This is a genomic window from Serratia sp. Je.1.23.a (assembly GCF_051129805.1).
GTDB lineage: Bacteria > Pseudomonadota > Gammaproteobacteria > Enterobacterales > Enterobacteriaceae > Serratia > Serratia liquefaciens.
Map to the genome: position 1 here is coordinate 434,262 of NZ_JBCPSR010000001.1, position 25,925 is coordinate 460,186.

General features: G+C 54.5%; 25 protein-coding genes, 5 tRNA genes and 1 other RNA gene. 19 read left to right on the forward strand and 12 right to left on the reverse strand.

The window, feature by feature from the left end; genetic code table 11:
• Positions 1–15 precede the first annotated feature (15 nt).
• The 17 genes from cydX (at position 16) to pnuC (ending at position 9,270) form a co-directional block, all read left to right on the forward strand.
• The gene (gene cydX, locus AAZT04_RS02125) at positions 16–129 is read left to right on the forward strand and encodes a cytochrome bd-I oxidase subunit CydX (RefSeq protein ID WP_004949761.1); all 114 of its coding nucleotides are present in this window, start codon (positions 16–18) and stop codon (positions 127–129) included.
• On the forward strand, positions 129–425 hold the full coding sequence (ybgE, locus tag AAZT04_RS02130) for a cyd operon protein YbgE (RefSeq protein ID WP_020825681.1): 297 nt from the start codon (positions 129–131) through the stop codon (positions 423–425). The genes cydX and ybgE overlap by 1 nt, the downstream gene beginning before the upstream one ends.
• A gap of 130 nt (positions 426–555) precedes the next feature.
• The gene (gene ybgC / locus AAZT04_RS02135; RefSeq protein WP_020825682.1) at positions 556–960 is read left to right on the forward strand and encodes a tol-pal system-associated acyl-CoA thioesterase; all 405 of its coding nucleotides are present in this window, start codon (positions 556–558) and stop codon (positions 958–960) included.
• Positions 957–1,640 (forward strand): Tol-Pal system protein TolQ, encoded by a 684-nt coding sequence (gene tolQ / locus AAZT04_RS02140; RefSeq protein ID WP_039992358.1) that lies wholly within the window; start codon positions 957–959, stop codon positions 1,638–1,640. The genes ybgC and tolQ overlap by 4 nt, the downstream gene beginning before the upstream one ends.
• Before the next feature lie 12 nt (positions 1,641–1,652).
• Positions 1,653–2,081, forward strand: a complete 429-nt coding sequence (gene tolR, locus AAZT04_RS02145; RefSeq protein WP_020825683.1) for a colicin uptake protein TolR — start codon at positions 1,653–1,655, stop codon at positions 2,079–2,081.
• Between the two features lie 82 nt (positions 2,082–2,163).
• Positions 2,164–3,429, forward strand: coding sequence for a cell envelope integrity protein TolA (gene tolA, locus AAZT04_RS02150; protein ID WP_434678829.1), 1,266 nt, complete (start codon positions 2,164–2,166; stop codon positions 3,427–3,429).
• Between the two features lie 132 nt (positions 3,430–3,561).
• Positions 3,562–4,854, forward strand: a complete 1,293-nt coding sequence (tolB, locus tag AAZT04_RS02155; protein ID WP_020825685.1) for a Tol-Pal system beta propeller repeat protein TolB — start codon at positions 3,562–3,564, stop codon at positions 4,852–4,854.
• A gap of 44 nt (positions 4,855–4,898) precedes the next feature.
• Positions 4,899–5,414 carry a peptidoglycan-associated lipoprotein Pal gene (gene pal, locus AAZT04_RS02160; protein ID WP_020825686.1) on the forward strand — a complete coding sequence of 172 codons (516 nt, stop codon included), beginning with the start codon at positions 4,899–4,901 and terminating at the stop codon, positions 5,412–5,414.
• A 9-nt stretch (positions 5,415–5,423) separates the two neighbouring features.
• Positions 5,424–6,224: a cell division protein CpoB gene (gene cpoB, locus AAZT04_RS02165; protein ID WP_020825687.1), complete on the forward strand. Its 801-nt coding sequence runs from the start codon at positions 5,424–5,426 to the stop codon at positions 6,222–6,224.
• A 179-nt stretch (positions 6,225–6,403) separates the two neighbouring features.
• Positions 6,404–6,479: transfer RNA gene (locus AAZT04_RS02170), tRNA-Lys, on the forward strand.
• Between the two features lie 32 nt (positions 6,480–6,511).
• Positions 6,512–6,587, forward strand: a tRNA-Val gene (locus AAZT04_RS02175).
• Positions 6,588–6,594: 7 nt separating this feature from the next.
• Positions 6,595–6,670: transfer RNA gene (locus AAZT04_RS02180), tRNA-Lys, on the forward strand.
• A gap of 69 nt (positions 6,671–6,739) precedes the next feature.
• A tRNA-Lys gene (locus tag AAZT04_RS02185) sits at positions 6,740–6,815 on the forward strand.
• A 55-nt stretch (positions 6,816–6,870) separates the two neighbouring features.
• Positions 6,871–6,946 (forward strand) — tRNA-Lys (locus AAZT04_RS02190).
• A gap of 42 nt (positions 6,947–6,988) precedes the next feature.
• Positions 6,989–7,116, forward strand: a non-coding RNA gene (locus AAZT04_RS02195) — RtT sRNA.
• Between the two features lie 345 nt (positions 7,117–7,461).
• Positions 7,462–8,523, forward strand: a complete 1,062-nt coding sequence (gene nadA, locus AAZT04_RS02200) for a quinolinate synthase NadA (RefSeq protein WP_041415250.1) — start codon at positions 7,462–7,464, stop codon at positions 8,521–8,523.
• A 21-nt stretch (positions 8,524–8,544) separates the two neighbouring features.
• Complete coding sequence (pnuC, locus tag AAZT04_RS02205; protein ID WP_048761155.1) at positions 8,545–9,270, forward strand: nicotinamide riboside transporter PnuC; 726 nt, start codon at positions 8,545–8,547, stop codon at positions 9,268–9,270.
• A 38-nt stretch (positions 9,271–9,308) separates the two neighbouring features.
• Here pnuC and zitB read toward each other — a convergent pair whose 3' ends face one another.
• Genes zitB through AAZT04_RS02220 form a run of 3 tightly spaced genes read right to left on the reverse strand, consistent with a single transcriptional unit; the run spans position 9,309 to position 14,088 of the window.
• Positions 9,309–10,271: a CDF family zinc transporter ZitB gene (gene zitB, locus AAZT04_RS02210; protein ID WP_046374259.1), complete on the reverse strand. Its 963-nt coding sequence runs from the start codon at positions 10,269–10,271 to the stop codon at positions 9,309–9,311.
• Positions 10,271–13,486, reverse strand: a complete 3,216-nt coding sequence (locus AAZT04_RS02215; RefSeq protein WP_048761158.1) for an ATP-binding protein — start codon at positions 13,484–13,486, stop codon at positions 10,271–10,273. The genes zitB and AAZT04_RS02215 overlap by 1 nt, the downstream gene beginning before the upstream one ends.
• The gene (locus AAZT04_RS02220; RefSeq protein ID WP_048761161.1) at positions 13,483–14,088 is read right to left on the reverse strand and encodes a response regulator; all 606 of its coding nucleotides are present in this window, start codon (positions 14,086–14,088) and stop codon (positions 13,483–13,485) included. The genes AAZT04_RS02215 and AAZT04_RS02220 overlap by 4 nt, the downstream gene beginning before the upstream one ends.
• Before the next feature lie 206 nt (positions 14,089–14,294).
• Between AAZT04_RS02220 and aroG the strand changes: the two genes are divergently transcribed.
• Both aroG and AAZT04_RS02230 read left to right on the forward strand, forming a co-directional pair.
• Complete coding sequence (aroG, locus tag AAZT04_RS02225) at positions 14,295–15,347, forward strand: 3-deoxy-7-phosphoheptulonate synthase AroG (protein ID WP_048761164.1); 1,053 nt, start codon at positions 14,295–14,297, stop codon at positions 15,345–15,347.
• Between the two features lie 274 nt (positions 15,348–15,621).
• Positions 15,622–16,773: a YjgN family protein gene (locus AAZT04_RS02230; protein ID WP_020825693.1), complete on the forward strand. Its 1,152-nt coding sequence runs from the start codon at positions 15,622–15,624 to the stop codon at positions 16,771–16,773.
• Between the two features lie 73 nt (positions 16,774–16,846).
• Here AAZT04_RS02230 and gpmA read toward each other — a convergent pair whose 3' ends face one another.
• From gpmA to modE, 9 genes are all read right to left on the reverse strand, one after another.
• Complete coding sequence (gene gpmA / locus AAZT04_RS02235) at positions 16,847–17,599, reverse strand: 2,3-diphosphoglycerate-dependent phosphoglycerate mutase (RefSeq protein ID WP_004941818.1); 753 nt, start codon at positions 17,597–17,599, stop codon at positions 16,847–16,849.
• Positions 17,600–17,812: 213 nt separating this feature from the next.
• A complete protein-coding gene (locus AAZT04_RS02240) occupies positions 17,813–18,151 on the reverse strand; it encodes a PsiF family protein (protein WP_020825694.1) in 339 nt (112 codons plus the stop codon).
• Between the two features lie 196 nt (positions 18,152–18,347).
• On the reverse strand, positions 18,348–19,391 hold the full coding sequence (gene galM, locus AAZT04_RS02245) for a galactose-1-epimerase (RefSeq protein ID WP_048761171.1): 1,044 nt from the start codon (positions 19,389–19,391) through the stop codon (positions 18,348–18,350).
• Entirely contained in the window at positions 19,385–20,536 is a 1,152-nt protein-coding gene (gene galK, locus AAZT04_RS02250) for a galactokinase (RefSeq protein ID WP_048761174.1), read from the reverse strand. Before galK ends, galM begins: the two co-directional genes overlap by 7 nt.
• Complete coding sequence (gene galT / locus AAZT04_RS02255; protein ID WP_349525953.1) at positions 20,533–21,585, reverse strand: galactose-1-phosphate uridylyltransferase; 1,053 nt, start codon at positions 21,583–21,585, stop codon at positions 20,533–20,535. The genes galK and galT overlap by 4 nt, the downstream gene beginning before the upstream one ends.
• Positions 21,586–21,871: 286 nt before the next feature.
• The gene (locus AAZT04_RS02260; protein ID WP_129940073.1) at positions 21,872–22,693 is read right to left on the reverse strand and encodes a CPBP family intramembrane glutamic endopeptidase; all 822 of its coding nucleotides are present in this window, start codon (positions 22,691–22,693) and stop codon (positions 21,872–21,874) included.
• A 153-nt stretch (positions 22,694–22,846) separates the two neighbouring features.
• Positions 22,847–23,419: a cysteine hydrolase family protein gene (locus tag AAZT04_RS02265; RefSeq protein WP_048761181.1), complete on the reverse strand. Its 573-nt coding sequence runs from the start codon at positions 23,417–23,419 to the stop codon at positions 22,847–22,849.
• 131 nt (positions 23,420–23,550) lie between these two features.
• Positions 23,551–25,023, reverse strand: coding sequence for a molybdate ABC transporter ATP-binding protein ModF (gene modF, locus AAZT04_RS02270; RefSeq protein WP_048761185.1), 1,473 nt, complete (start codon positions 25,021–25,023; stop codon positions 23,551–23,553).
• A 90-nt stretch (positions 25,024–25,113) separates the two neighbouring features.
• Positions 25,114–25,905 carry a molybdenum-dependent transcriptional regulator gene (gene modE / locus AAZT04_RS02275; protein ID WP_046374251.1) on the reverse strand — a complete coding sequence of 264 codons (792 nt, stop codon included), beginning with the start codon at positions 25,903–25,905 and terminating at the stop codon, positions 25,114–25,116.
• Between the last annotated feature and the right edge of the window lie 20 nt (positions 25,906–25,925).

Sequence of the window (25,925 nt, forward strand, 5' to 3'; positions counted from 1 at the left end):
ATAGGGAGCTAAACCATGTGGTATTTTGCCTGGATTCTCGGAACGCTTCTTGCCTGTGCCTTCGGTATCATCACGGCGCTGGCGCTTGAGCACCACGAAGATTCAAAAGCACAGCAAGACGGTAAGTGATGAGTTCGTCATTAACTGACAAGCTGTACGCCATGACTGACAAGGGCCCTGTCCGGGCCCTTTCACTGGTGCTGGCGTTGATTTTGGCGGGCTGTATTTTTTGGGATCCGACCCGCTTTGCGGCGAAGACCAGCTCGCTGGAGATTTGGGAAGGGCTGCTGCTGATTTGGGCAGTTTGCGCCGGGGTGGTTCACGGCGTTGGCTTCAAACCGCAACGGACGTTATGGCGCGCTTTTTTCGCGCCACTTCCGGCAATTGTGATCCTCGCCGCAGGATTACTTTACGTTTCTTTATAATCTCCGTTATAACCCCGAGTTATGGGCCCTTCCGGCCCATAATTATTTTCGTTCCCCTCTTGTAACCCATTCCCAACCCGATCTGTCTTGCGTATAGTAGCACCGTTAAATTGCATTGCTGGGAAGTAGAGTGAGTAATACGTTGTTTCGATGGCCGGTTCGCGTTTACTACGAGGATACCGATGCCAGTGGTGTGGTCTATCACGCCCGCTATGTCGCCTTTTTTGAAAGAGCGCGCACCGAGATGCTGCGTCATCACAACTTTCATCAACAGCAGCTGCTCAGTGAACATGTCGCTTTCGTGGTTCGGCGCATGACGGTGGATTACCTGGCTCCGGCTCGTCTCGACGAGCAGCTGGAAGTGCAGAGTGAAATCACCTCAATGCGCGGGGCCTCTCTCACGTTTGCCCAACGCATTGTCAATTCTGACGGGACTCTTTTGAGTCAGGCCGATGTGTTGATTGCATGCATTGATCCACACCAAATGAAGCCGATAGCGCTTCCTAAGTCTATTGTCGCGGAGTTTAAGCAGTGACTGACATGAACATCCTAGATTTATTCTTGAAGGCGAGCCTGCTGGTTAAGCTTATCATGTTGATTTTGATATGCTTCTCAGTGGCCTCTTGGGCGATCATCATCCAGCGCACCCGCATCCTGAATGCGGCCACGCGTGACGCCGAAGCCTTTGAAGACAAATTCTGGTCCGGTATCGAGCTTTCTCGCCTGTACCAGGAAAGCCAGGCGCGTCGCGATAGCCTGACCGGCTCAGAGCAAATTTTCCACTCTGGTTTCAAAGAGTTCGCTCGTTTACACCGCGCTAATAACCATGCGCCGGAATCGGTGATCGAAGGGGCGTCACGCGCCATGCGTATCTCGATGAACCGCGAGCTCGAAACGCTGGAAAACCACATTCCTTTCCTCGGCACCGTGGGTTCGATCAGTCCGTATATCGGTCTGTTCGGCACCGTGTGGGGGATTATGCACGCCTTTATCGCACTGGGCGCGGTGAAGCAGGCCACGCTGCAAATGGTAGCACCGGGTATCGCCGAAGCACTGATCGCAACCGCCATCGGTTTGTTCGCCGCTATTCCGGCCGTTATGGCCTATAACCGCCTCAACCAGCGCGTCAACAAGCTTGAGCAGAATTACGACAACTTTATGGAAGAGTTCACCGCTATTCTGCATCGTCAGGCCTTCTCCAGCGACAGCAAATAAGTAGGAGGTAGCATGGCGAGAGTTCGTGGACGTAATCGGCGCGAGCTGAAGTCCGAAATAAACATCGTTCCGTTGCTCGACGTGTTGCTGGTGCTGTTGCTGATCTTTATGGCAACGGCGCCGATTATCACGCAGAGCGTTGAGGTTGATCTGCCGGACGCCACCGATTCCAAGACGGTGTCCAGCGATGATAACCCGCCGGTGATCCTTGAGGTTTCAGGCGTGGGTCAATACACCCTGGTGGTGGATCACAACCGCATGGAGCTGCTGCCGCCGGAACAGGTTGCCGCTGAAGCCAAGTCGCGTTTAGCGGCCAACCCGAAAACGGTCTTTTTGATCGGTGGGGCGAAGGAAGTACCGTACGATGAGATTATCAAGGCATTGAATATTCTCCATCAGGCGGGCGTGGCTTCCGTGGGGCTAATGACCCAGCCAATCTGACCCTAAGGTCAGTGGCAACCCGGTTCCTGTGCCGTTGGCTCAGGAACCCCGTATAAGCAACACCAGTTTTTGGGAATCTATTTTGGTAAAGGCAACTGAGCAAAACGATAAGCTGAACCGCGCCGTTATTGTTTCGGTCGTTCTGCACTTTGTATTGATTGCCCTGCTGATTTGGGGATCGCTGCAAGAAAACGTCGACATGAACAGTGCTGGCGGCGGTGGCGATGGTTCTGTCGTCGGTGCAGTGATGGTCGATCCCGGGGCAGTGGTGGAGCAGTACAACCGCCAGCAACAGCAGAGTAACGACGCGCAGCGTGCTGAAAAGCAGCGCCAGAAAAAAGCGGAACAACAAGCCGAAGAACTTCAGCAGAAGCAAGCGGCGGAGCAACAGCGCCTGAAAGAGCTGGAGAAAGAGCGTTTGTCTGCGCAGGAAAAAGCGGCGCAGGACGCGAAAGAACAGGCTGAACAGCAGAAGCAGGCCGCAGAGCAGCAAAAACAGGCGGCGCAGCAACAAAAGCAGGCTGCTGAACAGCAAAAAGCGGCCGAGAACGCCGCGGCGAAAGCCAAAGAACAACAGAAAGTAGCGGAAGCGGCCGCCGCCAAGGCCAAGGCCGAGGCAGATAAAGTCGCTAAAGCACAGGCCGACGCGCAGAAGAAAGCGGAGTCTGAAGCCAAGAAAGAAGCCGCTGCCGCCGCTGCCGCCAAAAAACAGGCGGAAGAAGCGAAGAAGGCCGCTGCTGCCGAAGCTGCAGAGAAAAAGGCCGCTGCCGAAGCCGAGAAGAAAGCTGCAGCAGAAGCCGAGAAAAAAGCCGCAGCTGATGCTGAGAAGAAAGCGGCTGCAGAAGCTGAGAAAAAAGCCGCCGCTGCCGAAAAAGCCGCCGCTGAGAAAGCTGCTGCCAAGAAAGCCGCAGACGCCAAGAAGAAAGCGGCTGCCGCAGCGGCAGCTCAGTCTTCGGACGTCAATGATCTGTTTGGCGACCTGGCGGACGGTAAAAACGCGCCGAAAGGCGGCGGGGCTAAAGCTAAGGGTGACGGTAAACCGGCCGGTCAGGGCAATGCCAAGGCTGCAGGGGCGAGTGGTGCCGATATTGATGGCTATGCTGGGCAGATTCGCACAGCAATTCAGAATAAGTTTTATGATGCCAGTTCGTTTGTCGGTAAGACCTGTGACCTACGCATCAAGCTGGGGCCTGATGGCTTTTTGATTGACGTGAAATCGGTAGGTGGCGATCCTGCACTGTGCCAGGCGGCTGTAGCTGCTGCGAATCAGGCGAAGATCCCGAAACCACCGAGCGATGCCGTTTATCAGCACTTTAAGAATTCGACCCTTGTATTTAAGCCACAATAACGGTTGATTAGCTAAGTCATATCGCAGGGATGTACTAAGGTAACCAACAGGGATTATGTAGTTTTGTTTGCGTTGGTTTGTTAAAATTCTGCTAATTTATCGCAGGCATCCCGCCTGGATAAGGGAGATGAGATGAAGCAGGCATTTCGAGTAGCGTTAGGTTTTTTAATACTGTGGGCCTCCGTTCTTCACGCGGAAGTTCGCATTGAAATCACCCAAGGGGTCGACTCCGCTCGCCCGATTGGTGTGGTGCCGTTTAAATGGGCTGGCCCAGGCACGCCTCCGGAAGATATTGGCAAGATTGTCGGCGCAGACCTGCGCAACAGCGGCAAATTCAACCCAATTGACGTAGCGCGCATGCCGCAGCAACCGACCACCGCGTCTGAAGTGACGCCGGCGGCCTGGACTGCATTGGGCATTGACGCAGTCGTGGTCGGTCAGGTTCAACCTGGTGCGGACGGCGGCTACCTGATCTCTTATCAACTGGTGGACACTTCAGGTTCTCCAGGCACCGTATTGGCGCAGAACCAGTATAAAGTGACCAAACAGTGGTTGCGTTATTCTGCTCACACCGCCAGTGACGAAGTGTTTGAAAAGCTGACCGGTATCAAGGGCGCATTCCGTACCCGTATCGCTTACGTTGTGCAGACCAACGGCGGGAAATTCCCATACGAGCTGCGCGTAGCGGATTACGACGGCTACAACCAGTTTGTGGTACACCGTTCACCGGAACCACTGATGTCCCCGGCCTGGTCGCCGGACGGCAGCAAACTGGCGTACGTGACCTTTGAAAGCGGCCGCTCTGCGCTGGTGGTTCAGACCCTGGCTAACGGTGCTATCCGTCAGATCGCCTCGTTCCCGCGCCACAACGGTGCACCGGCGTTCTCACCGGACGGCAGTCGTCTGGCCTTCGCGCTGTCTAAAAGCGGCAGCCTGAACCTGTACGTGATGAATCTGGGCTCTGGCCAGATCACTCAAATCACCGACGGGCGCAGCAACAATACCGAACCGACCTGGTTCCCGGATGGCCAGTCTCTGGCGTATACCTCCGATCAGGGTGGCCGGCCACAGATTTATAAAGTCAGTGCCAGTGGCGGTGCGTCACAGCGTCTGACATGGGAAGGCTCTCAGAATCAGGATTCTGAAGTCAGCTCTGATGGTAAATTCCTGGTGATGGTGAGCTCAAACAATGGTGCTCAGCATATCGCCAAACAAGATCTCGGATCGGGTGCAGTTCAAGTTTTGACCGGCACCTTCCTGGACGAAACGCCTAGTATTGCGCCAAACGGCACCATGGTGATCTATAGCTCCACGCAAGGTATGGGCTCCGTGTTGCAACTGGTATCGACTGATGGGCGTTTTAAAGCGCGTCTTCCGGCAACTGATGGACAGGTCAAATTCCCTGCCTGGTCGCCGTATCTGTGATGCATGTGTAAATATGTATGGCAAACTATAAAAGGATTAAAGAAATGCAACTGAACAAAGTGCTGAAAGGGCTTCTGCTGGCACTGCCAGTCCTGGCTGTAGCAGCTTGTAGTTCTAACAAAAGCGCAAACAACGACCAATCTGGTCTGGGCGCTGGCGCTGGCACTGGTACAGAAAACGGCAGCAGCAACCTGTCTTCTGAAGAACAAGCTCGTCTGCAGATGCAAGAACTGCAGAAGAACAACATTGTTTACTTCGGTCTGGACAAGTATGACGTGAGCTCTGAGTTCGCTCAGATGCTGGACGCGCACGCTGCATTCCTGCGTAACAACCCGTCTTACAAAGTGACCGTAGAAGGCCACGCGGATGAGCGCGGTACGCCGGAATACAACATTGCCCTGGGTGAGCGTCGTGCTAACTCCGTGAAAATGTACCTGCAAGGTAAAGGCGTTTCAGCTGACCAAATCTCTATCGTTTCTTACGGTAAAGAAAAACCAGCAGTACTGGGCCACGACGAAGCGGCTTATGCTAAAAACCGTCGTGCAGTTCTGGTTTACTAAGAGAATCGCATGAACAGTAACTTCAGACGTCACTTGTTGAGTCTGTCGTTACTGGTTGGCGTAGCGGTCCCATGGGCCGCTACTGCCCAAGCGCCAATCAGTAATGTCGGCTCCGGCTCGGTCGAAGACCGTGTCACCTCGCTTGAGCGCATCAGCAATGCTCAAGGCCAGCTTTTAAACCAACTCCAGCAACAACTCTCTGACAATCAGCGCGATATTGACTCGCTCCGCGGGCAAATCCAGGAAAGCCAATATCAACTGAATCAGGTCGTTGAACGCCAAAAGCAAATCTATCAGCAGATGGATAGCATCAGCCAGGGCGGCGCTCAGAGCTCTGCTGCCGCAGCGGGTGCCGCGGGTGGAGCAGCAGCGGCTGCGTCCTCCGACGGTGCTGACAGTGCGTCTGCGGGCGCTACAGCAGCAGCGCCGGCCAGCAAGGGTGATGAAAACAGCGACTACAATGCCGCTGTTTCATTGGCGCTGGAAAAAAAACAGTATGACCAGGCAATTTCTGCTTTTCAGACCTTCGTAAAACAGTACCCAAAGTCTACTTACCAGCCTAATGCCAACTATTGGCTGGGCCAGTTGTATTACAACAAGGGTAAGAAAGACGATGCGGCTTACTATTATGCGGTCGTGGTGAAGAATTACTCAAAGTCACCTAAGGCGCCGGACGCCATGTACAAGGTAGGTATCATCATGCAGGAGAAAGGGCAGGCCGATAAAGCCAAAGCCGTGTTCCAGCAGGTGATTAAACAATACCCAACCAGTGCGGCGGCCAAACAGGCGAAAAGTCGCGTAGCCGGTTAGTCAGAAAAAATAATGAGCCCAGAAGTTAGTCGATTTGACCGCTTTCTGGGCTCATTCGCGTGAAGAACAAGCAGTTGAACCCCTTGTTCAAAAATTTAGGTTGCGCTGCCAAGATAAATTAGTAATATATGCCGCCGTTGCCAAGACATCTTGCAAGATGTTAAAGCAGCAAGGAAATTGGGTCGTTAGCTCAGTTGGTAGAGCAGTTGACTTTTAATCAATTGGTCGCAGGTTCGAATCCTGCACGACCCACCAATTTCTGAAGTAGTAGCAGTAACCACGTCAGTGGGTGATTAGCTCAGTTGGTAGAGCATCTCCTTTACACGGAGGGGGTCGGCGGTTCGAGCCCGTCATCACCCACCACTGCTGTGGGTCGTTAGCTCAGTTGGTAGAGCAGTTGACTTTTAATCAATTGGTCGCAGGTTCGAATCCTGCACGACCCACCATTTCAGAATTGTTTTTCCTCAATCCAGGCTTCGGTTTGTATTGGCTGTTCAGCAGTAAACCACGTCAGTGGGTCGTTAGCTCAGTTGGTAGAGCAGTTGACTTTTAATCAATTGGTCGCAGGTTCGAATCCTGCACGACCCACCATTCTTGCAGCGAGTTCCTCTCCTGCTAACGCGGTTCAGCAGTAAACCACACCAGTGGGTCGTTAGCTCAGTTGGTAGAGCAGTTGACTTTTAATCAATTGGTCGCAGGTTCGAATCCTGCACGACCCACCATTCTTAAAGAAATACCCCCCTTATTAAAAACTCTGAATTGGCATATAGCACGAATCGTGCAGGTGAGAAGCTGCGCTCAGATTCGACAAAATTGCCTGTCAATTTTGAACAGCGCTTGCGCTGGCCCGCAGGGTGAGGCCAAAGGCCGAATAATCCTGCACGACCCACCATCTCTCATAGTCCCTCAGTACTTCCCCAGAATTAAAATTCATATAGCACGAATCGTGCAGGTGAGAAGCTGCGCTCAGGTTCGACAAGATCTCCGGTACGTTCCACCCTCCGCCATTTTTGTTGGCATGCGCACTCCATTCTCTCTATCACGAAAGCACTTTCCCCCTGCAGATCTCGCTCTTTGATCAAAAATTCAATCCATTAAACTTCATCGGCGTGATATTGAAAATATCAGCGGACTTTTCGCTCAATTTTAGGTATTTTGTTTAGTATATAAAACGAAGGGGGTTGCGATGGGTAATACCCGGGCAGCAGACACCCAGCCTAGCACAGAGATTGCAGCGATGAGTGAAATGTTTGATGTTAATGCGGCGGTGTACCCGTTCCCGCCCAAACCCGTGCCGTTAGACGTCGCGCAGAAGGCGTTTTATCGTGAGAAGATTAAAACCCTGCTCAAGCAGCGCAATGCGGTGATGGTGGCCCATTACTATACCGATCCTGAGATCCAGGCGCTGGCGGAGGAAACCGGCGGTTGTGTGGCGGACTCGCTGGAAATGGCGCGCTTTGGCAGTAATCACCCGGCTTCGACCTTATTGGTCGCCGGCGTGCGCTTTATGGGCGAAACCGCCAAAATCCTCAGCCCGGAAAAACAGGTGCTGATGCCGACGCTGCACGCAGAGTGCTCGCTGGATCTTGGCTGTCCGGAAGAAGAATTCCATGCATTTTGCGACAGCCACCCCGATCGCACCGTGGTGGTCTACGCTAATACCTCGGCGGCGGTAAAAGCTCGCGCGGACTGGGTAGTTACCTCCAGTATCGCCGTTGAACTGATTGAGCACCTCGACAGCCTGGGCGAGAAAATCATCTGGGCCCCGGACCGTCACCTGGGCAACTACGTGCAAAAGCAGACGGGCGCCGACGTATTGTGTTGGCAGGGGGCCTGTATCGTCCATGACGAGTTTAAAACCCAGGCACTGATGCGCATGAAGGCCTTATACCCTGACGCGGCGATACTGGTGCACCCTGAGTCGCCACAGGCGGTGGTTGATCTGGCCGATGCGGTAGGCTCAACCAGCCAATTGATACAGGCGGCGAAAACTTTGCCTAATCCGCAACTGATTGTCGCCACCGATCGCGGTATTTTTTATAAGATGCAACAGGCCTGCCCGGACAAGGAGCTTTTTGAAGCACCGACCGCCGGTGAAGGCGCCACCTGCCGCAGCTGTGCGCACTGCCCATGGATGGCGATGAACGGCCTGAAGGCGATTGCCGACGGGCTGGAACAGGGCGGTGCACTGCATGAGATCCACGTGGATGCGGCGTTACGTCAAAAGGCGTTAATCCCGCTGAACCGGATGTTGGATTTTGCTGCCCAATTAAAAATGCAGGTAAAAGGGAACGCTTAACCGTTTAATAAGGATAATAAAATGAGCTTTTTCAGTACCAGCAATATCTTGGTGCATATCCCGCTGGGCGCGGGGGGTTATGATCTGTCATGGATTGAGGCGATCGGCACCCTGTTCGGTTTGTTGTGTATCTGGTATGCCAGCAAAGAGAAAATCATCAATTACCTGTTCGGCCTGATTAACGTCACGCTGTTCGCGGTGATTTTCTTCCAAATCCAGCTTTACGCCAGTCTGCTGCTGCAGCTGTTCTTCTTTGTTGCCAATATCTACGGCTGGTACGCCTGGAGTCGCCAGACGCAGGATAATCAGGTCGAGCTGAAGATTCGTTGGTTACCGCTGCCGAAGGCATTGGGCTGGGCGGCGGTATGTGTGATCGGCATTGCACTGATGACCTTCAATATCGACCGCGTTTTCGCCTGGTTGACGCAGGTTGCAGTGACGGTAATGCAGGGCTTGGGCCTCAGCGTGCAAATGCCTGAGCTGCAACCGGACGCCTTCCCGTTCTGGGATTCGGCGATGATGGTGCTGTCGATCGTCGCGATGATTCTGATGACGCGCAAGTACGTGGAAAACTGGTTGCTGTGGGTGGTGATTGATGTGATTAGCGTAGCGATTTTTGCCTATCAGGGCGTTTACGCCATGGCGCTGGAATACGTGATCCTGACGCTGATTGCGCTGAACGGTTCCTGGCTGTGGGTCAAAAGCGCTGGCAACAACCAATCGCGGCCTTTGTCTTCCGCACCTTAAAATATCGCTGGGGCGCCGTATAAGGCGCCCCGTTTGTTTTAGTGATGATGCCCCAGATGGGAATGCGAGCCGGAATGTGAGTGGTCACTCGGCTCGGGAGCTCGATTAATTCCGCAGTCGGGCGTATCACAATGCTGGTATTCCATTTGAATGGTCACGTGGCCAATCCGGTAGTGTTCCAACAGATAGCCCTGAATGCGGCGCAGCAAGCCATCATGGTCATTCGGCGGTATCACCTGCGCATGCAGCGTCATCAGCTTCTGTTCACCAATCTGCCAGACGTGGACGTGGTGGATATTGCGTACTTCCGGAATATTCAGGCACAGGTCTTTTTGCAGTTTGGCGATATCCACTTCCTGTGGCGTACCTTCCAGCAGCTCGTGGAAGCTCTCCTTCAGAAGCCGCCAGGCACTGCGTATCACCAGGCAGGATACCAGTACCGACAATATCGGGTCGATCGGCGTCCAGCCGGTGGTCAGGATCACAATCGCCGCGGCAATGGCACCCACCGACCCCAGTAAATCTCCCAATACGTGCAATGCCGCGGCCCGCACGTTGATGTTCTTCTCTTCGCTGCCGCGGTGCAACAGCCAGAAGGCGAACAGGTTAGCCAGCAACCCCGCTATGGCGATAATCAGCATTGGGGTACCCATCACCGGCTGTGGTTCGAAGAAACGCCGTATCGCCTCCCACAGTATGAATACCACGATCACCAACAGCGCGGCGGCGTTGAGGAAAGCCGCCAGCGTCGTCAAGCGCAGATAACCGAAGGTATGGCGTGCATTGGGCTTACGCTGCGAGAAGTGCACCGCCATCAATGCCACCAGCAGCGCCGCCGCATCGGTGAGCATATGGCCGGCATCGGCCAGCAGCGCCAGGGACCCTGAAATTAACCCACCGATCACTTCGGCGATCATGAATACCGCAGTGACTAAAAAAGCGGTCAGTAGGCGTTTACTATTACTGTCTTTCGGTAGGTGTACGTGCGGGCTATCCGACATTATTCATCCTTATGATGCATAGCAATATACGACTCGTTAGCGCTGACCAGATCATCCAGTTCTATCAGTATCTGTTCCACTAACGTACTTAGTTCAGTATAGGCGTCCTGAAGCAATGTTCCTTCACGACCGCTTTCCACCAATTGTTGGCACAGGCTGGCCGCTGCCGGCAGTTGCAACATCAACAGGCTACCCTTAATGCGATGCGCGGCTTGCCCAAGCTGTAGCCAGTCCTCGCTTTGTGCTGCTAGCGCGAGCCGCTGTCGGTCTTGCTGCAGGGTTGTCAGCAGCGTTGTCGCCAAACGTTGGATCATCGGTCGGTCATTACCGGCCATATCGGCCAGGGACTGCTGAAGGTCAGTAAGGACTAACTGCTGCTCCAGCGCCTGGGGTTGCTGTGGCAACGCTTGAGCGAGTGCGTCCAGCGAGATGGGCTTGGTTAAAAAGCGATCTATAGCCACCAGCTCCGGCGGGATACGGGTAAATTCCTGCACGTCCGCCGAGCAGAGGATAATTTGGCAAGCCGGGAGATGATGGCGTTGCTCGTCGCGGCGTATCAGCCTTGCTAGCGTCAGGCCATCCGGGCGCGGCATATTGTAATCAATGAACAGCAGATCAAATGGCTGGCGACGATGGGCTTTCAGCAGCGGATAACCCTGCTCGAACAGCGTCGGCTGCAGACCGAAGTGGCGCAACTGTCGTTCCATCAGCAGGAGATTGGTGGGGTGATCGTCAATCAGCGCCACGCGCAAACTCGGCGGCGGCAGGTTGAGCGGCTTATCGGTTTGCTGTGTCGCCGAGTCAAGAGCAACCTCGGTGACCGGTACCGACAGGGAAACCTCAGTGCCGACGCCGAGACGCGAGTGCAACTCAATCCGTCCGCCCATTTGTTCGATAATTTCCTTGCAAATAGACAGCCCTAATCCGGTTCCCTGCACGGATACACGCTGTGCACCACGCGCGCGGTAAAACGGCTGGAACAGTTTGCCAATCTCATCGGCGGCGATGCCACACCCGCTGTCGGTCACCGTCAGCGACAGTTCTCCCTGCTGTGCAGACTGCTCACGCCAGCCGATGCTGACCTGAATACTACCGCGCGGGGTGAACTTAATCGCATTATTTATCAGATTGTTAGCGACCTGAAGTAAACGCTCACCATCAATAAGAACGGCTGCGGGCAGGTTGTCGGCCGCACTCACGTTTAGCGTCACCGGGCGTTCGCCAATCAGCGGTCGGTACAGGGCGCTAATGTGGGCCACCCAAGGGTGCAGGGCTACGGCCTTGGGCGCTAAGGTTAACGAGCCGGTGGCCAGCCGGGCATGATCTTGCAAGTCATTGAGCAGGTTGAGCAACGATGATGCCGAGCTGTAGATCACCGGCAGCCCCTCGGGCGTTGGCTGACGTTTCAGCTCTAGCTCCAACAAACCAAGAATGGCGTGCATCGGAGTGCGCAATTCATGGCTGACGGTAGCCAGGAATTTACTCTTCATTCGGTTTTCGGCTTCCGCATGCCGACGAGCCTGTTCAAGCACTTCCCGTTCGCGCTTATCCCGTCTCTGCAGGATAAACCGGCGCAGGGTCAGCCCAAGCAGCAACAGGATTGCCGCAGCCAGCAGCGCCAGCAGCCAGGTGGTTTGTGGCTGCATACGGTTTTCATTCACGGCGTCAATCAGGTTACTACGATCGACAATCCACTCATCGCGCAGTGATTGCAGCGTTTCCGACGGGATCTGCATCAGGTTTTTATCGAGGATAGCCAACAGTAATGGCTGATCCTGCCGCACGCCGAACGCTACCGGGTAGGCAATATTATTGGCGGCGAACGCCAACTTTATCGCCCCGGAGTAACGAGACAAAGCGACAAAGTTTGCCGAAATCACGTTATCCACCAGCGCATCCAACTGGCCGTTAGCCAGAGCGTCATACATGGCCTTACTGTCGGCAAAACGGATCTGTTCTTCGTTGGCAGGCACCAGGCCTTGTGCCAGATCACCTTGCAGTACGCCAATGCGTTTACCGGCCAGATCGCTCCAGGTGGAAATCCCGTTGTCGTGTTGGCCAACATACACCCCCCACAGCGAACGGTGGATGGGCATACTTGCGCTGTAGCGCGCTTTAACCCCACGCGCCAATGGTAACGCGGTGCGAAAGCTGGCCTGGCCGGATTGCACCAGTTGATCGGCCTGTTCGGCATTGCGCGCCCACAGCGGAACAAAGCGCAACCCGGTGTTTTGCGCAATGATATTCAAAATGTCGATGGCATAACCGCGCGCTTGCCCACCGGAACCGCGGTAAGCGAAGGGGAAGTTATTCTCGATGGCGGCGTAATAGACGGTGGGGTGAGTCTTCACCCAGCTTTTCTCCATCTGCGTCAGATCGGCGTTGCCGGTATCGAGATAGCTGGGGATCTTTTTACTCCAGCGGCTTTGGATCGCATTCATCAACTCCATCGGGGTGTCGGCGATGGCCACGTTGAGGGTCTCGATCAGCGCCGGGTTGGCGGCGGCAAATACGAACGACAGGTTGCCGAGGTTGAGGGTACTTTCGATCTGATAAAGCTGGCCGAGCTGCAGCTGGTCGATAATAAAGCTGGCGCTGGCTTCATCGGCAATAAAGTAGTCGCTGCTGCCATTGAGCAGGGCATACACCGCCTGAAGGTTGTTGTCATAGCGTTGTACGTGGGACGACACCGTCTTTAGCGCATTGCCGGCCTGCATATCGGTCAGGGTGCTGATCGCCACCCGGGCATTGGCGGAATTGAGCATCACTTTGCGATCGTTGCTGCGATCCCGCAGTACGCGCAGGTTACTGACGTAATAAGGCTGAGAAATTTTCAGGCCGTGTAGCGCTTCGTTTTGTGGAATGCCGTACACCAGATCGACAGTCCCGTCATGCAGCGCTTGCTCAAGTTTCGCCAGATCGGAGAAGCCGTAGATCTGAAAGTGGATGCCGGTGACCTGCTGAACATAGCCCAGGTAGTCGGCATTCAGACCGTACAGGTCGTCATCCACAATAATGTTATAAGGGCTGGTATTTTCACTGATGATACCGATGCGCAACGTCGCGTCGCGCCAGGGGTTTTTCTCGCTGGCAATCAGCAGGTCGGGCGGGATATTCAGGTTGCTGACCAATTGATAACGTACCGGCTGCGCCGCGTGCGCCAGGCTGCCGACGCACAGCAACATCGTTACCAGCAGCAAAAGCGCACGCATCATGGCGCCAGCTCTTTAAATACCGCCACCAGCTCCAACAGATTACTGGCGCCGGTCTTACGCAGAATATTCTTCTTGTGGGTACTGACGGTTTTGTTGCTGATGTTCAGCATCTCGGCGATTTGCAGATTGGACAAGCCTTTGCTGAGCAGCCCGAGCACCTGCAGTTCTTTTGGCGTCAGCAGCGTGCCTTCTGCCGGTAGCGCCTCCTCGGTCATGGCGGTGGCGGGAAAGCTCAAGCTTCCATCCAGTACGGTTTCAATCGCCAGCACCAGTTCTTCAAGGCGGCTGCCCTTGTGCACAAATCCGTTGGCGCCGGCCGAATAGGCCATACGGGCGTAGATATCTTCTTCCTGTGCGGTATAGATCAGGATCGGTTGCTGCGGATAGTGGCGGCGGATTTTTTTCAATAATTGCAAACCGTCCACCTGTGGCAGACCGATATCGAGGATCACCAGCGCAAAGTCGGCCGTGGCCAATTGGGCCATTGCCTGAACGTCGTCTTGCACCGCCTGCAGGTGATAGTGGCGGGATGACTTGATTAGCGCCGCTTCCAGTGCGACATGAACCACCGGGTGGTCATCAACTAATAACAAAGAGGGCATGGCTTGGCTCGAGTAACAGTATCCTGGCCGTTAGCATAACGAAAAAGGAGCCACTGCGCTCCCCTGATGAAACAGCACAATCCACTGTTAATTTAGAGGTTCATTCGGCAGGTGGCAAAGGTGATTTACAGCGTTATCCGCACAGGCTAAATTGGTTGGATCTATGCTCTGCGAAATACCGCCTCTCGATACCGAATGGAAAAGTTATGAATTACCAAAACGACGATTTACGCATTAAAGAAATTAAGGAACTCCTGCCACCGGTGGCCCTGTTAGAGAAGTTTCCGGCTACTGAACGTGCAGCAGAGACGGTGTCAAAGGCACGCAGTGCCATTCATCAGATCCTTCGCGGCAGTGACGATCGCCTGCTGGTGGTGATTGGCCCTTGTTCAATCCACGATACCAAAGCGGCGAAAGAGTATGCCAGTCGCCTGCTGTCGCTGCGTCAGGAACTGAGCGGCGAGCTGGAAGTGGTGATGCGGGTTTATTTTGAAAAGCCGCGTACCACCGTGGGCTGGAAAGGGTTGATCAACGATCCGCAAATGGATAACAGCTTCCAGATCAACGACGGTCTGCGTCTGGCCCGTAAGCTGCTGCTGGATATCAACGATACCGGTTTGCCGGCGGCGGGCGAATTCCTCGACATGATCACCCCGCAGTATCTGGCAGATCTGATGAGCTGGGGCGCGATCGGCGCTCGTACCACTGAATCTCAGGTGCATCGCGAGCTCTCTTCCGGCCTGTCTTGCCCGGTTGGCTTCAAGAACGGTACCGACGGCACCATCAAGGTTGCTATTGACGCCATCAATGCTGCCAGCGCACCGCACTGTTTCCTGTCGGTGACCAAATGGGGCCATTCAGCCATTGTGAACACCAGCGGTAACGGTGATTGCCACATTATTCTGCGCGGCGGCAAAGAGCCGAACTACAGTGCAGCGCATGTGAAAGAAGTCAAAGAAGGCCTGGTCAAAGCAGGTCTGCCAGCGCGGGTGATGATCGATTTCAGCCATGCCAACAGCAGCAAGCAATTCAAAAAGCAGCTGGAAGTGAATGCTGACGTTTGCAAGCAGATTGCCGGCGGCGAAAAGGCGATTATGGGCGTGATGATTGAAAGCCATCTGGTGGAAGGCAACCAAAACCTGGAAAGCGGTGATCCGCTGGTTTATGGCAAGAGCGTCACCGACGCCTGCATCGGTTGGGAAGACACCGAAACCGTGCTGCGCGAGTTGGCAACAGCGGTGAAAGCGCGCCGCGGTTGATAAACCGATATTTATAGGGCCGCCTAAAAAGGTGGCCCTTTTTTTATCTATTTAACTAAAAATATATAAATATTTTGTATTTTAAAATTTAAATAATTTTAAAAAATGATATTTATGTTTTTTATTTATTACTTATGACGCTTTTAAGAATAAAATGTTTGCTGTCATCTGAAAACTATGATTAAATAGCACGCTTTCTATATTCCGTTAAGCTGTTCCCTTTATTTGTGAGGGGACATGGAACGTTATTTATTACCTTCAGGATGAAAGGGTTATGGCTGAAAACAAGTCGCAGCTGCAAGGGCTGCATCGTATGAAATTCACTGGTAAAAGTAGCGAATACTTTTTTATTTGGTTAACTAATATTTTCTTAATAACGATAACATTGGGCGTGTATTCTGCTTGGGCAACGGTGCGCGAACATCGCTATTTTTATAATCATATGGAGCTGGATGGCGAAAAATTTGATTATCACGCACAGCCATTGCAAATTCTCATCGGCAGATTATTGGTGGTTGCCGGTATCGTCATTTTATTCTTTCTTTTAAAAATGGCACCAAAGCAGGGATTAGCAGTATTGCTGTTATTGATGGCGTTGATTCCTTGGGGAATTATTCATAATTGGCGTTACAATGCCGTCATGTCAAGCTATCGCGGCGTCCGATTTAATTACACTTGTCGTGTTTTGCGTACATATTGGGTTTTAATGCTGTGCCCAGCCCTACTGGGTGCTGGCGTTTATACCGCACTGGCGGTGTTAGCCGGTATCAGTAGTATCTTTGGATATGCCATTATGCTACTGACAGTTGTTATTTTGATAGTGCCAGCGTTGGCGCTGATCAACGGTATACTTTGTGCGATGCAATATGATCTGTACGTAAAAAACATGTACTTTGGTCATAGCCCGTTCGTCGTTAAATTGAAGAAGTTATCCTTTATAAAAATTTATCTTGTTAGTTGGTCAATTATCATATTATTTTTGATTAGTTCGCTCGTGCTTGGCAGAACATTTTATATTTCCCTGTATCAGACGGTGGTATTGGGGAGGGTATTTGATGTGTTGTCCTTGCTGCAGGATAATGGCGGTATTCTACTTTTGAATATGTTTGTATTACTGTTCGGCATCCTGATTGCCAATAGTTACTATACCGTGGCTCAGCGAAATTATCTTTATAATCAAATGACGTTGAATACGAATATCAGGTTTCACTCTTCTGTGAAAATGTTCCCATATATGTGGTTGATACTGAGTAATAGCCTTATGACTGTACTCACCTTAGGCTTTGCTTTCCCTGTGGCGAAAGTCAGATTTGCCCGATATATGGCGAACTGTACAGCAGTCGAAGGGGATCTCTCAACGCTGGATACGGCAACTCACCAGATGACAGAGAACAGTGCAGAGGTTGAAGCTGTCGCAATGGTATAACAGATAAATCGTTACGCTAAACGATAAAAGCCCCTGGCCAAAACCGGGGGCTTTTTAGATCACGCGACGAAAATTACTTCGCTTTACCCTGGTTTGCCACGGCGGCCGCTTTAGCAGCGATCTCGTCGGCATTGCCCAGGTAGTAACGTTTGATTGGCTTGAAGTTCTCGTCAAATTCATACACCAACGGCACGCCGGTTGGGATGTTCAGCTCGAGGATCTCGTCTTCGCTCAGGTTATCCAGGTATTTCACCAGCGCACGCAGGGAGTTGCCGTGTGCAGCAACGATAACGCGCTCGCCGCTTTTGATGCGTGGCAGAATTTCTTCGTCCCAGTAAGGGATCACGCGATCGATGGTCAGCGCCAGACTCTCGGTCAGCGGCAGCTCTTTCTCGGTCAGCGCGGAATAACGCGGATCGTGGCCCGGGTAACGTTCGTCATCTTTGGTCAGCTCTGGTGGAGTAACGGCGAAGCCGCGACGCCATTGCTTAACCTGCTCGTCACCGTATTTTTCTGCGGTTTCAGCCTTGTTCAGACCCTGCAGCGCGCCGTAGTGGCGTTCGTTCAGTTTCCAGGATTTCTCAGTCGGCAGCCAGGCCTGATCCAGTTCGTCCAGAATGTTCCACAGGGTGTGGATAGCGCGCTTCAGTACGGAGGTGTAAGCAAAGTCAAAAGAGAAACCTTCGTCTTTCAACAGTTTGCCTGCTGCTTTCGCTTCGGTGCGGCCTTTGTCGGACAAATCAACATCATACCAACCGGTGAAGCGGTTTTCGTTGTTCCACTGGCTTTCGCCGTGACGCACCAGAACCAGCTTAGTTACAGCCATAGCTTAACTCCTTAATAATCTGACATTTCAATGATAACGAAAATCATTATATTGCCGCGGCCGGGGGCTCGGCAATCGATAGTGTTTAACCATAGCCAATTTCTTGCCGCAAAGTAAGTGCTGTTCTGAGGAAAAGCTGAATCGATCAGGCTGGTGCAGACAGGGAGTGCGGCACGGCGAAAGGGGATTCAGCCGTGCCGTGGGGAAGGGCAATCAGGCTGCTTTTTTCAGGCAATTGCTCATAAAGGTTTTGCGCTCGTCACCCTTCAGGCTTTTGGTCTTGGCGTCGGCGTTACAGGTTTTCATTTTCTGCTGCTGCGGAGTCAGCGTTTTGGTCGCAGCGGTGCCTTCGGATTTCAGGCAGGTGCTCATGAAGGTAGAGCGATCCGCGCCTTTCAGCGTTTTGCTGGTGGCCTGTTGATTACAATCGGTCATGCGTTTCTGCTGCGCGGCCTGTGCCGGTGATGGCGTTTTTGCTGCGGTCTCGGCAGCCATCAGATTGGTGCTCAGCAGTAAACCCGCCAGTAATGGAAGTGCAGTAATCAGACGCATAGGTGTTCCTTCAGCTATTGGCCGGCCGGGGTGGCCGAAAATTGTGACGTTGCACAAGATGTTGTGCTTATCACCGTAGCCTGATTCTAGTGCGCGCTTTGGAATAAGGAAAGGCAGCCCTCGGCGCGGCAGCGGGGTAAAAAGGTAAGCATTTATAACAAACGGCCCCTCGCCGCGTGGCAAGGGGCGTAGCGGGTCAGATAGGATAAAACTGATAGTGGGTGGCGCTCAGGTATTGTTGTCCCGGCTGCAGCCAACAGTCGGGCTGCGGCCATTCCGGGTGGTTCGGGCTGTCCGGCAAAAACTCGCTTTCCAGCGCCACGCCGGCGTAATTGGCATAGCTGCCGCCTTCGCGTGCCGGGGTTCCGCCCAGATAGTTGCCGCTATAGAGCTGCAACGCCGGCGCACTGGTGAAGACGCTCATTTGTACCTGGCCATCAGCCGACCAAAGATGGGCCGCCGGGCAGTCCAATGCGCCACAGGTACGATGCAGCAAAAAGGCATGATCGTAGCCTTTTACCCGCTGTTGACAGCGATCGCTCAAAAAATCCTGTAGCAGCGTTTTTGGCTGGCGGAAGTCCATGCCGCTGTCTGCCACCGGGGTAAGATCGGCACAGGGGATGCCTTCGCTGTCGACCGGCAGATAGCGGTCGGCAAACAGCTGTAGCCGCTGATGGCGGGCGTCGGTTCCGGCACCGTCGAGGTTGAAGTAGGCGTGGTTGGTTAAATTGACCGGGCAGGCGCTGTCGGTCCGCGCCTGATAGCTGATTTCCAGTCTATTGTCGGCAGTGAGTCGATAGTTGACCTGAATGTCAAGATTGCCGGGAAAACCCTGGTCACCGTCTGGCGAATGCAATGCGTAGCTCACCTGCTGCTGATCCTGCTGGATTATGCGCCAGCGGCGGGCATTAAAGCCTTCCGGCCCACCGTGCAGCTGGTGTTCTCCCTGATTGGCGACCAGCGGATGCGGTTTGCCATCAATCTGCAGGCTGGCGTGCGCGATGCGGTTGGCGTAGCGCCCGACGGTAGCGCCCAGGTAGGCCGCTTGATTCAGGTAGTCCGCTGGGGTACGACACCCCAGCAGCAACTCGCGCGTTTTGCCCGATTTCAGCGGCAATACTGCGGAGAGCCAGGTGGCGCCCCAATCCATTAGCGTTACCGTCATTCCGCCAGCGTTTTTCAACTGGGTCAATTGGTAGGGCTGGCCGTCAGGGGCCAACGTTTGACTGTCGCTCAGCATCTGCCGGCCCCCTCTGACGCCTTACAGACGTAAAAGGTTTCTTTCAGCCCATGGGTCTGCAGCGGGTATTCGCGTGCTACTGCCTCGCGGACCGGCTCGACCAGCGCCTGTGGCATCAGCGCCACGATACAGCCGCCAAAACCGCCGCCGGTCATGCGTACACCGCCGCGGTCGCCGATAACGGCTTTGACGATCTCCACCAGCCGGTCGATCGGCGGCACGGTAATTTCAAAATCATCACGCATCGAGGCGTGCGACTCCGCCATCAGTTTGCCCATCAGCTTCATATCACCGGCGGCCAGCGCATCGGCAGCAGCCAGTGTACGATCGTTTTCGCTGATCACATGACGCGCTCGTTTGGCGACGATCGGATCCAGCTCATGCTGGATCGGGAAAAACAGATCCGGGCTGACATCGCGCAGCGCTTTGACACCGAAGAAGCGCGCGGCTTCCTCACACTGCTTGCGGCGGGTGTTGTATTCGCTGTCTACCAGACCGCGTTTCACATTGGAATTGATGATCACCACCGCGATATCTTCCGGCACCGATACTGCGCGGGTTTCCAGCGTTCGGCAGTCGATCAGCAAAGCATGATCCCGTTCGCCGAGCGCGGAAATCAGTTGATCCATAATCCCGCAGTTACAGCCGACAAACTGGTTCTCTGCTTCTTGACCATTGAGGGCCAGCGCTACGCCATCCAGCGGCAGGACATACAGTGCCTGCATGGCCTGACCAACGGCGACTTCCAAAGAGGCGGAAGAACTGAGGCCAGCACCTTGCGGCACATTACCGGAAATCACCAGGTCTGCACCGCCAAAATCGCTGTTGCGTTGCTGCAGGTGTTTGATCACGCCGCGTACGTAATCGGACCAGCGTTGGGTTGGATGGCTGACGATCGGTTCGTCGAGCGAAAACAGATCCTGCTCGGCGTCGTAATCGGCGGCGATCACCCGGATCTGACGGTCGTCGCGTTTGGCGCAGGCGATCACCGTCTGGTAATCGATGGCGCACGGCAGCACAAAACCGTCGTTATAGTCGGTATGCTCGCCGATCAAGTTCACCCGGCCCGGGGCCTGGATAGTCAGTGCGGGCGCGTAGCCAAAACGTTCGGTAAAAAGGGTGTGGGTAAGGTTCTTTAAACTCATTGTTGGGCTCCGGCTTCACGGTAATGAACATCGCTAACGGCACGCAGGCGCTCTGCGGCCTGTTCTGCAGTCAAATCGCGTTGGGTTTCTGCCAGCATCTCGTAACCCACCATAAATTTACGCACCGTGGCGGAACGCAGCAGCGGCGGATAGAAGTGGGCGTGTAGTTGCCAATGGCGGTTATCTGCGTCGTTAAACGGGGCGCCGTGCCAGCCCATGGAGTAGGGGAAGGAGCACTGGAACAGGTTGTCGTAACGGCTGGTCAGTTTTTTCAGCGCGACGGCCAGGTCACGGCTCTGTTCGGCGCTGAGATCGGTAATGCGCTGCACTGAACTCTTCGGCAACAGCAGCGTTTCAAACGGCCAGGCCGCCCAGTAGGGCACCACGGCCAGCCAGTGTTCGGTTTCCACTACCGTACGGTTGCCGTCAGCCTGTTCGCGCTGGACGTAATCCGTCAACATCGCGGAGTGGTGCCGTTGGAAATACTCGCGTTGCAGCCGGTCCTCATGCTCGACTTCGTTCGGCAAGAAGCTGTTGGCCCAAACCTGTCCATGCGGATGCGGATTAGAGCAGCCCATCGCGGCGCCTTTGTTTTCAAAAACCTGCACCCACGGATAGCTGCGTCCCAGATCGGCGGTCTGTTCCTGCCAGGTGGCAATCACTCGTTCCAGCGCTTGCAGCGGCAATTCCGGCAGGGTATTGCTGTGATCGGGCGAGAAACAAATCACCCGGCTGGTGCCACGGGCGCTCTGGCAGCGCATCAGCGGATCCTGACTTTCCGGTGCCAGCGGGGTATCCGTCATCAGCGCGGCAAAGTCGTTGGTGAATACGTAGGTGTCCTGATAGTTCGGGTTTTTATCGCCGGTAACACGGGTGTTGCCCGGGCAGAGGAAACAGTCGGGATCGTGCTGCGGCAACGTTTCTTGCTGTGTTGACTCCTGCTGGCCTTGCCACGGCCGTTTGGCACGGTGTGGCGAGACTAATACCCATTGGCCGGTCAGCGGGTTGTAGCGGCGATGGGGATGATCTACGGGGTTAAAATCCGTCATGGTGGTTCCTTTTTCTGGGGCGATGCGGCGCGGTGTAATCGCTTTCATCTGCCGCTAACCTACCCTTGACTCATACAAATGGATAACTATGAGCAAAAAGATAGCACGTCCCACGGGGGAAAAAGGTGATCCAGAGCGAAAAATGGAATCGTTTACACTGTGTGATGCAAGTGAGAAAACCGCTGGCAGTGTAGGAGGGGGAAAGCTGAAAAAGTTGGCATCGGGCTGGGAGTGATAGCGTTTTCACACTGGTAACCGGCAGGCGTTTACCTGCCGGTTATGGCGATCAGGAATGCTGGTACAGCGGATAAGTGAACAGCAGCAGATGGGTCAGATTAAGTCCGAAATGGAATAAAATCGGCACCCACAAGCGGCCACTCCACATCCATGCCAGGCCGTAAATCAACCCGGCAAGCGTGGCGAAAATGACCATCAGCATGCCACCGGCCAGATGCGCGGCGCCAAAAATCAGCGCGGCAATAATCAATGCCGGCCAGGCCCCCAACCATTGGCTCAGCCGTTGCTGCAGATAACCGCGGAACAGCGCTTCTTCAGCCATGCAGACAAAGAACAGGTTGGCCATGATAAACGGCAGGATCCAGGCTGGGGTATGTAGCTCAATCTTCAGGCCGCCGAGCGCCACCGCCAGCAACAGCAAGGCCGGAACGCTGATAATCAGCGCCGTCCAGGCCGATGTACCTACGCTTTTTTCAGGTTTATCGAGTTTAAACAGCGTTGGCAGACAGGCGAACAACAGGAAGGGCACTATCGCCTTGTCAAAGTTGTAATACATGGTGAAGGGTGCGCTTAACGGGCCTGCTTTATCGCCGTCGATCATCAATTGGTTATTGATCCCCGGCACCAGATGCAGGAAGAGCGCCACACAGCTTAAAACCACTAACACTTCGAGCGGGACAGCCAGATTACGCCGTGTCCGAAAATGGTGTCGCAGCCCTGCGAGGGCGGCAATGCCTAATAAGCAAGTCAGGCTGAGCGGGGTGAGTACCGCGTGGTACATGCCCATCCCCGCCGATGCGGCCAGAATCAACCAGGCAATAAGCCGGTTAAATGGCAAAAAGAATAACGAAGAAGCCAGTACGCCCCACATAACTATGTCCCTTTAAAATATGCACACGGTACCCATTACCGAAGGCAATCATTGCTTTATCGGTGTGCGAATGATCGGTGAGTTGGGCACTATGCCGGATAGTAGCACAGCGAAATGACGATAAAGGTCGGTGCAGTGGTTAAAATCGTACAGTTAACCTTTCATCCAGGCCTGCGAACGGGTGATTTCCGCCAGGTTCTGCAGGATATCCAGACTCTGCTGGTGGATTTCCTGCGTCGGTGCGGCGCATAAGTCCTGCAAGACGGTCACCTGAAAACCGGCGTCGTGCGCCTGTCTTGCGGTGCTTTCGATCGCCAGTGGGGTACTGACCCCGCCCAGCAGCAAATGATGGCAGCGATGCTGCTGCAGCCAGGCTAACAAATTGTTACCGGCAAAGGCGCCAACGCCGTGCTTTTCGAACTGAAAATCCGTTGGCAGCACCTGCAAATCCTTATCCCATTGGCAGCCGGGGCTGCTCAGACGCAGTGCGCCAATCTGTTTCAGGTGGCTAAACAGCGGAGAGTGAGCGGGAATGTCGTGATAATCGTCGGCAAAACCGACGCGCACCCAAATCACAGGAATTTTACGTACCCGGGCGTAAGCCGCGGCGGCGTTGGTGTTGGCAATCAGGTCTTGTGCCAACACCTGCTCACGGCAATGATTCGCACGCCCTTTGGGGCCAATCAGATCGTCGATAAGATCGATAATAATCAGTGCGGCGGACATGGTGTCTCCAGAAGCGGATCCTTTACTCCTTATGATAAAAGGCCAAATGTGATGTGTTGCAGAGGAAGTGTTGCCGGATATGTCATCGGATGAGTAGCGGGGCTACCCATCCGCGCGGATTATCGAGGATTTCAGATCAGCGTATCCAACTGATAACGGTAGCCGTCGCCGTCAGGGACAAAGCTCAGGCGGTGGGTAATACTTTGCGGCGCGTCTTCCGCATGGTGGGAGACAAACAGCAGTTGGGTCGATCCCTGGCCGATCAACACGTCGACAAAGCGACGGACCAACTGGCGATTGAGGGGATCCAGCCCCTGCAGCGGTTCATCGAGGATCAACAGCGCCGGGTGTTTGACCAGTGCGCGGGCGATCAGCGCTAACCGTTGCTGGCCCCAGGAAAGGCTGTGGAAGGGGGCCTCGCCGTTTGCCCCGCCCAGCCCCAGCAACGCCAGCCACTGGTCAGCCAACTGCCGTTGGCGGTCGGATACCGCCTGGTAAATGCCGATCGAATCGAAAAAACCGGACAGGATCACGTTGCGCACGCTGGCGCTGACGCGGTAATCCAGATGCAGACTGCTGCTGACGTAGCCGATATGGCGTTTTATATCCCAGATGGTTTCCCCGCTGCCGCGCCGGCGGCCGAACAGGGTAAGATCGTTACTGTACCCCTGAGGGTGATCGCCGGTGATCAGGCTGAGCAGCGTCGATTTACCGGCGCCGTTCGGGCCGACGATCTGCCAGTGTTCGCCGGGATTAACCTGCCAGTCAAGGTGATTGAGAATAGGTCGATCGTTGTAGCTGACCCTCCCGTCGCGCAGGATAATTAACGGTTGATCCGCCGGCAGCGTGGTTTTCTGCGCCGGATCTTCGGTTTCCGGCAGCGCCAGGCCATCCAGATTCTCGCTGTGCGCCAGTTGCGCTACCAGCGCTTCCGCCATCACCTGCCGGCGCGTCCCCTGGCTTGCCAGGGTGCAATCGGCCAGCACGCCCACGTTACGGATAAAGTCCGGCACTTCGTCAAAGCGATTGAGCACCAGCACCAGGGTATAGCCATGCCCGGAGAGGTCATTCAACAGCGTAGCCAACTGAGCGCGTGAATTCACGTCCAGCCCGTCGAAGGGTTCATCCAGGATCAGTAAATCGGGTTGTGGCATCAGCGCCCGACACAGCAGGGTTTTGCGCGTTTCGCCGGTAGAAAGGTATTTAAAGCGACGTGACAACAGCGAGGTAATGCCGAACTGCTCCGCCAGCTGCGCGCAACGCGTGGGGTCTTTGACCTCTTCCTGAATGATTTCCGCTGCGGTGCGTCCGGTATCTTCCTCGCCCGGGCTGAGCAGGTCGGTATTGTTACGTTGCCATTCGTCGCTGACCAGCTTTTGCAACTGTTCGAAGGAGATGCGCACCGCATGCTTGAAATCGCTGTGGCGCTCGCCGTTGAGCAACACCAGTTCATCGGCCAGTGCGCGTGCCAGGGCGGATTTGCCGCTGCCGTTGGCGCCGACAAAGGCCCAGCTGTCGCCGGCCTGAATCTCCAGCGCTTCCAGCGTCAGGGTACGGGTATCGCTTAAGCGAAATGAACCTTGCGAAATGTGCAACGACGACATCACCTGTTCCTTTTTATGCAATTATTTTGTTTAGAAATAGGCGCATTGCGGAGCGATGTCAATCGGCAAAAATGCAACGTTACGTTGCGTTTAGCACAACGTGGCGACAATCACCCGATCGGCGTTAAACAAGGCGTGAACCTGGCTGCCGGTGCGCAGTTTAAGCTGCTGCAGCTCTGGGTTGGCCACGGTGGCGCACAGGGTTTCACCGCCCGTCAGCGTGACCAGCACCTCGCTGTGATCGGCACCCGGTTGAATGCTGGCGACCACGCCCGCCAATGCGTTGTCCGCTGCCCCGACCAGGGCCGGATCGGTATTCAGTTTCACCCAGGGGGCTTTAATCAGCGCCAGCACTTCCTTGCCGGGGGAGAGCTGCAGCCGATCGGCGCTCTGTTGGGTGATGGCCGCGCTGAGACGGGTTTTGCCGTCGTTAAGCAGAATATCCAGATGCTGCTGCACCTGCTGGTGATCGCGTTCGATCACGGTGCCAAAGAACTGGTTGCGGGCGCTGGTTTGCAGCGAGAAACGCGAGATTGCCGCTAACAGGCTATCGAGCGGCAACTCGTCCTGTTGCAGCACGTCGAAGGCTTTTTGTTGGATCTGCCCCAGCAGATCGTAAAGCTGGATCAACCTCTCACCATAGCGAGTCACCTGCGCACCGCCACCGCCTTTGCCGCCGGTGGCACGTTCCACCACCGTCTGCTCCGCCAACTGGTTCATTTCGTTAATCGCGTCCCAGGCACTTTTATAGCTGATGCCCGCCAGTTTGGCGCCCTGGCTGATGGAACCGGTGTGCCGGACCTGTTTAAGCAGCGCGATGCGGCGCGGGTCGGCGAACAGCTTCTGCTGAAGTTTTAGGGTAAGAAGAATTTCGGCCTGCATAACGCGTCCTGTCGGCTGCA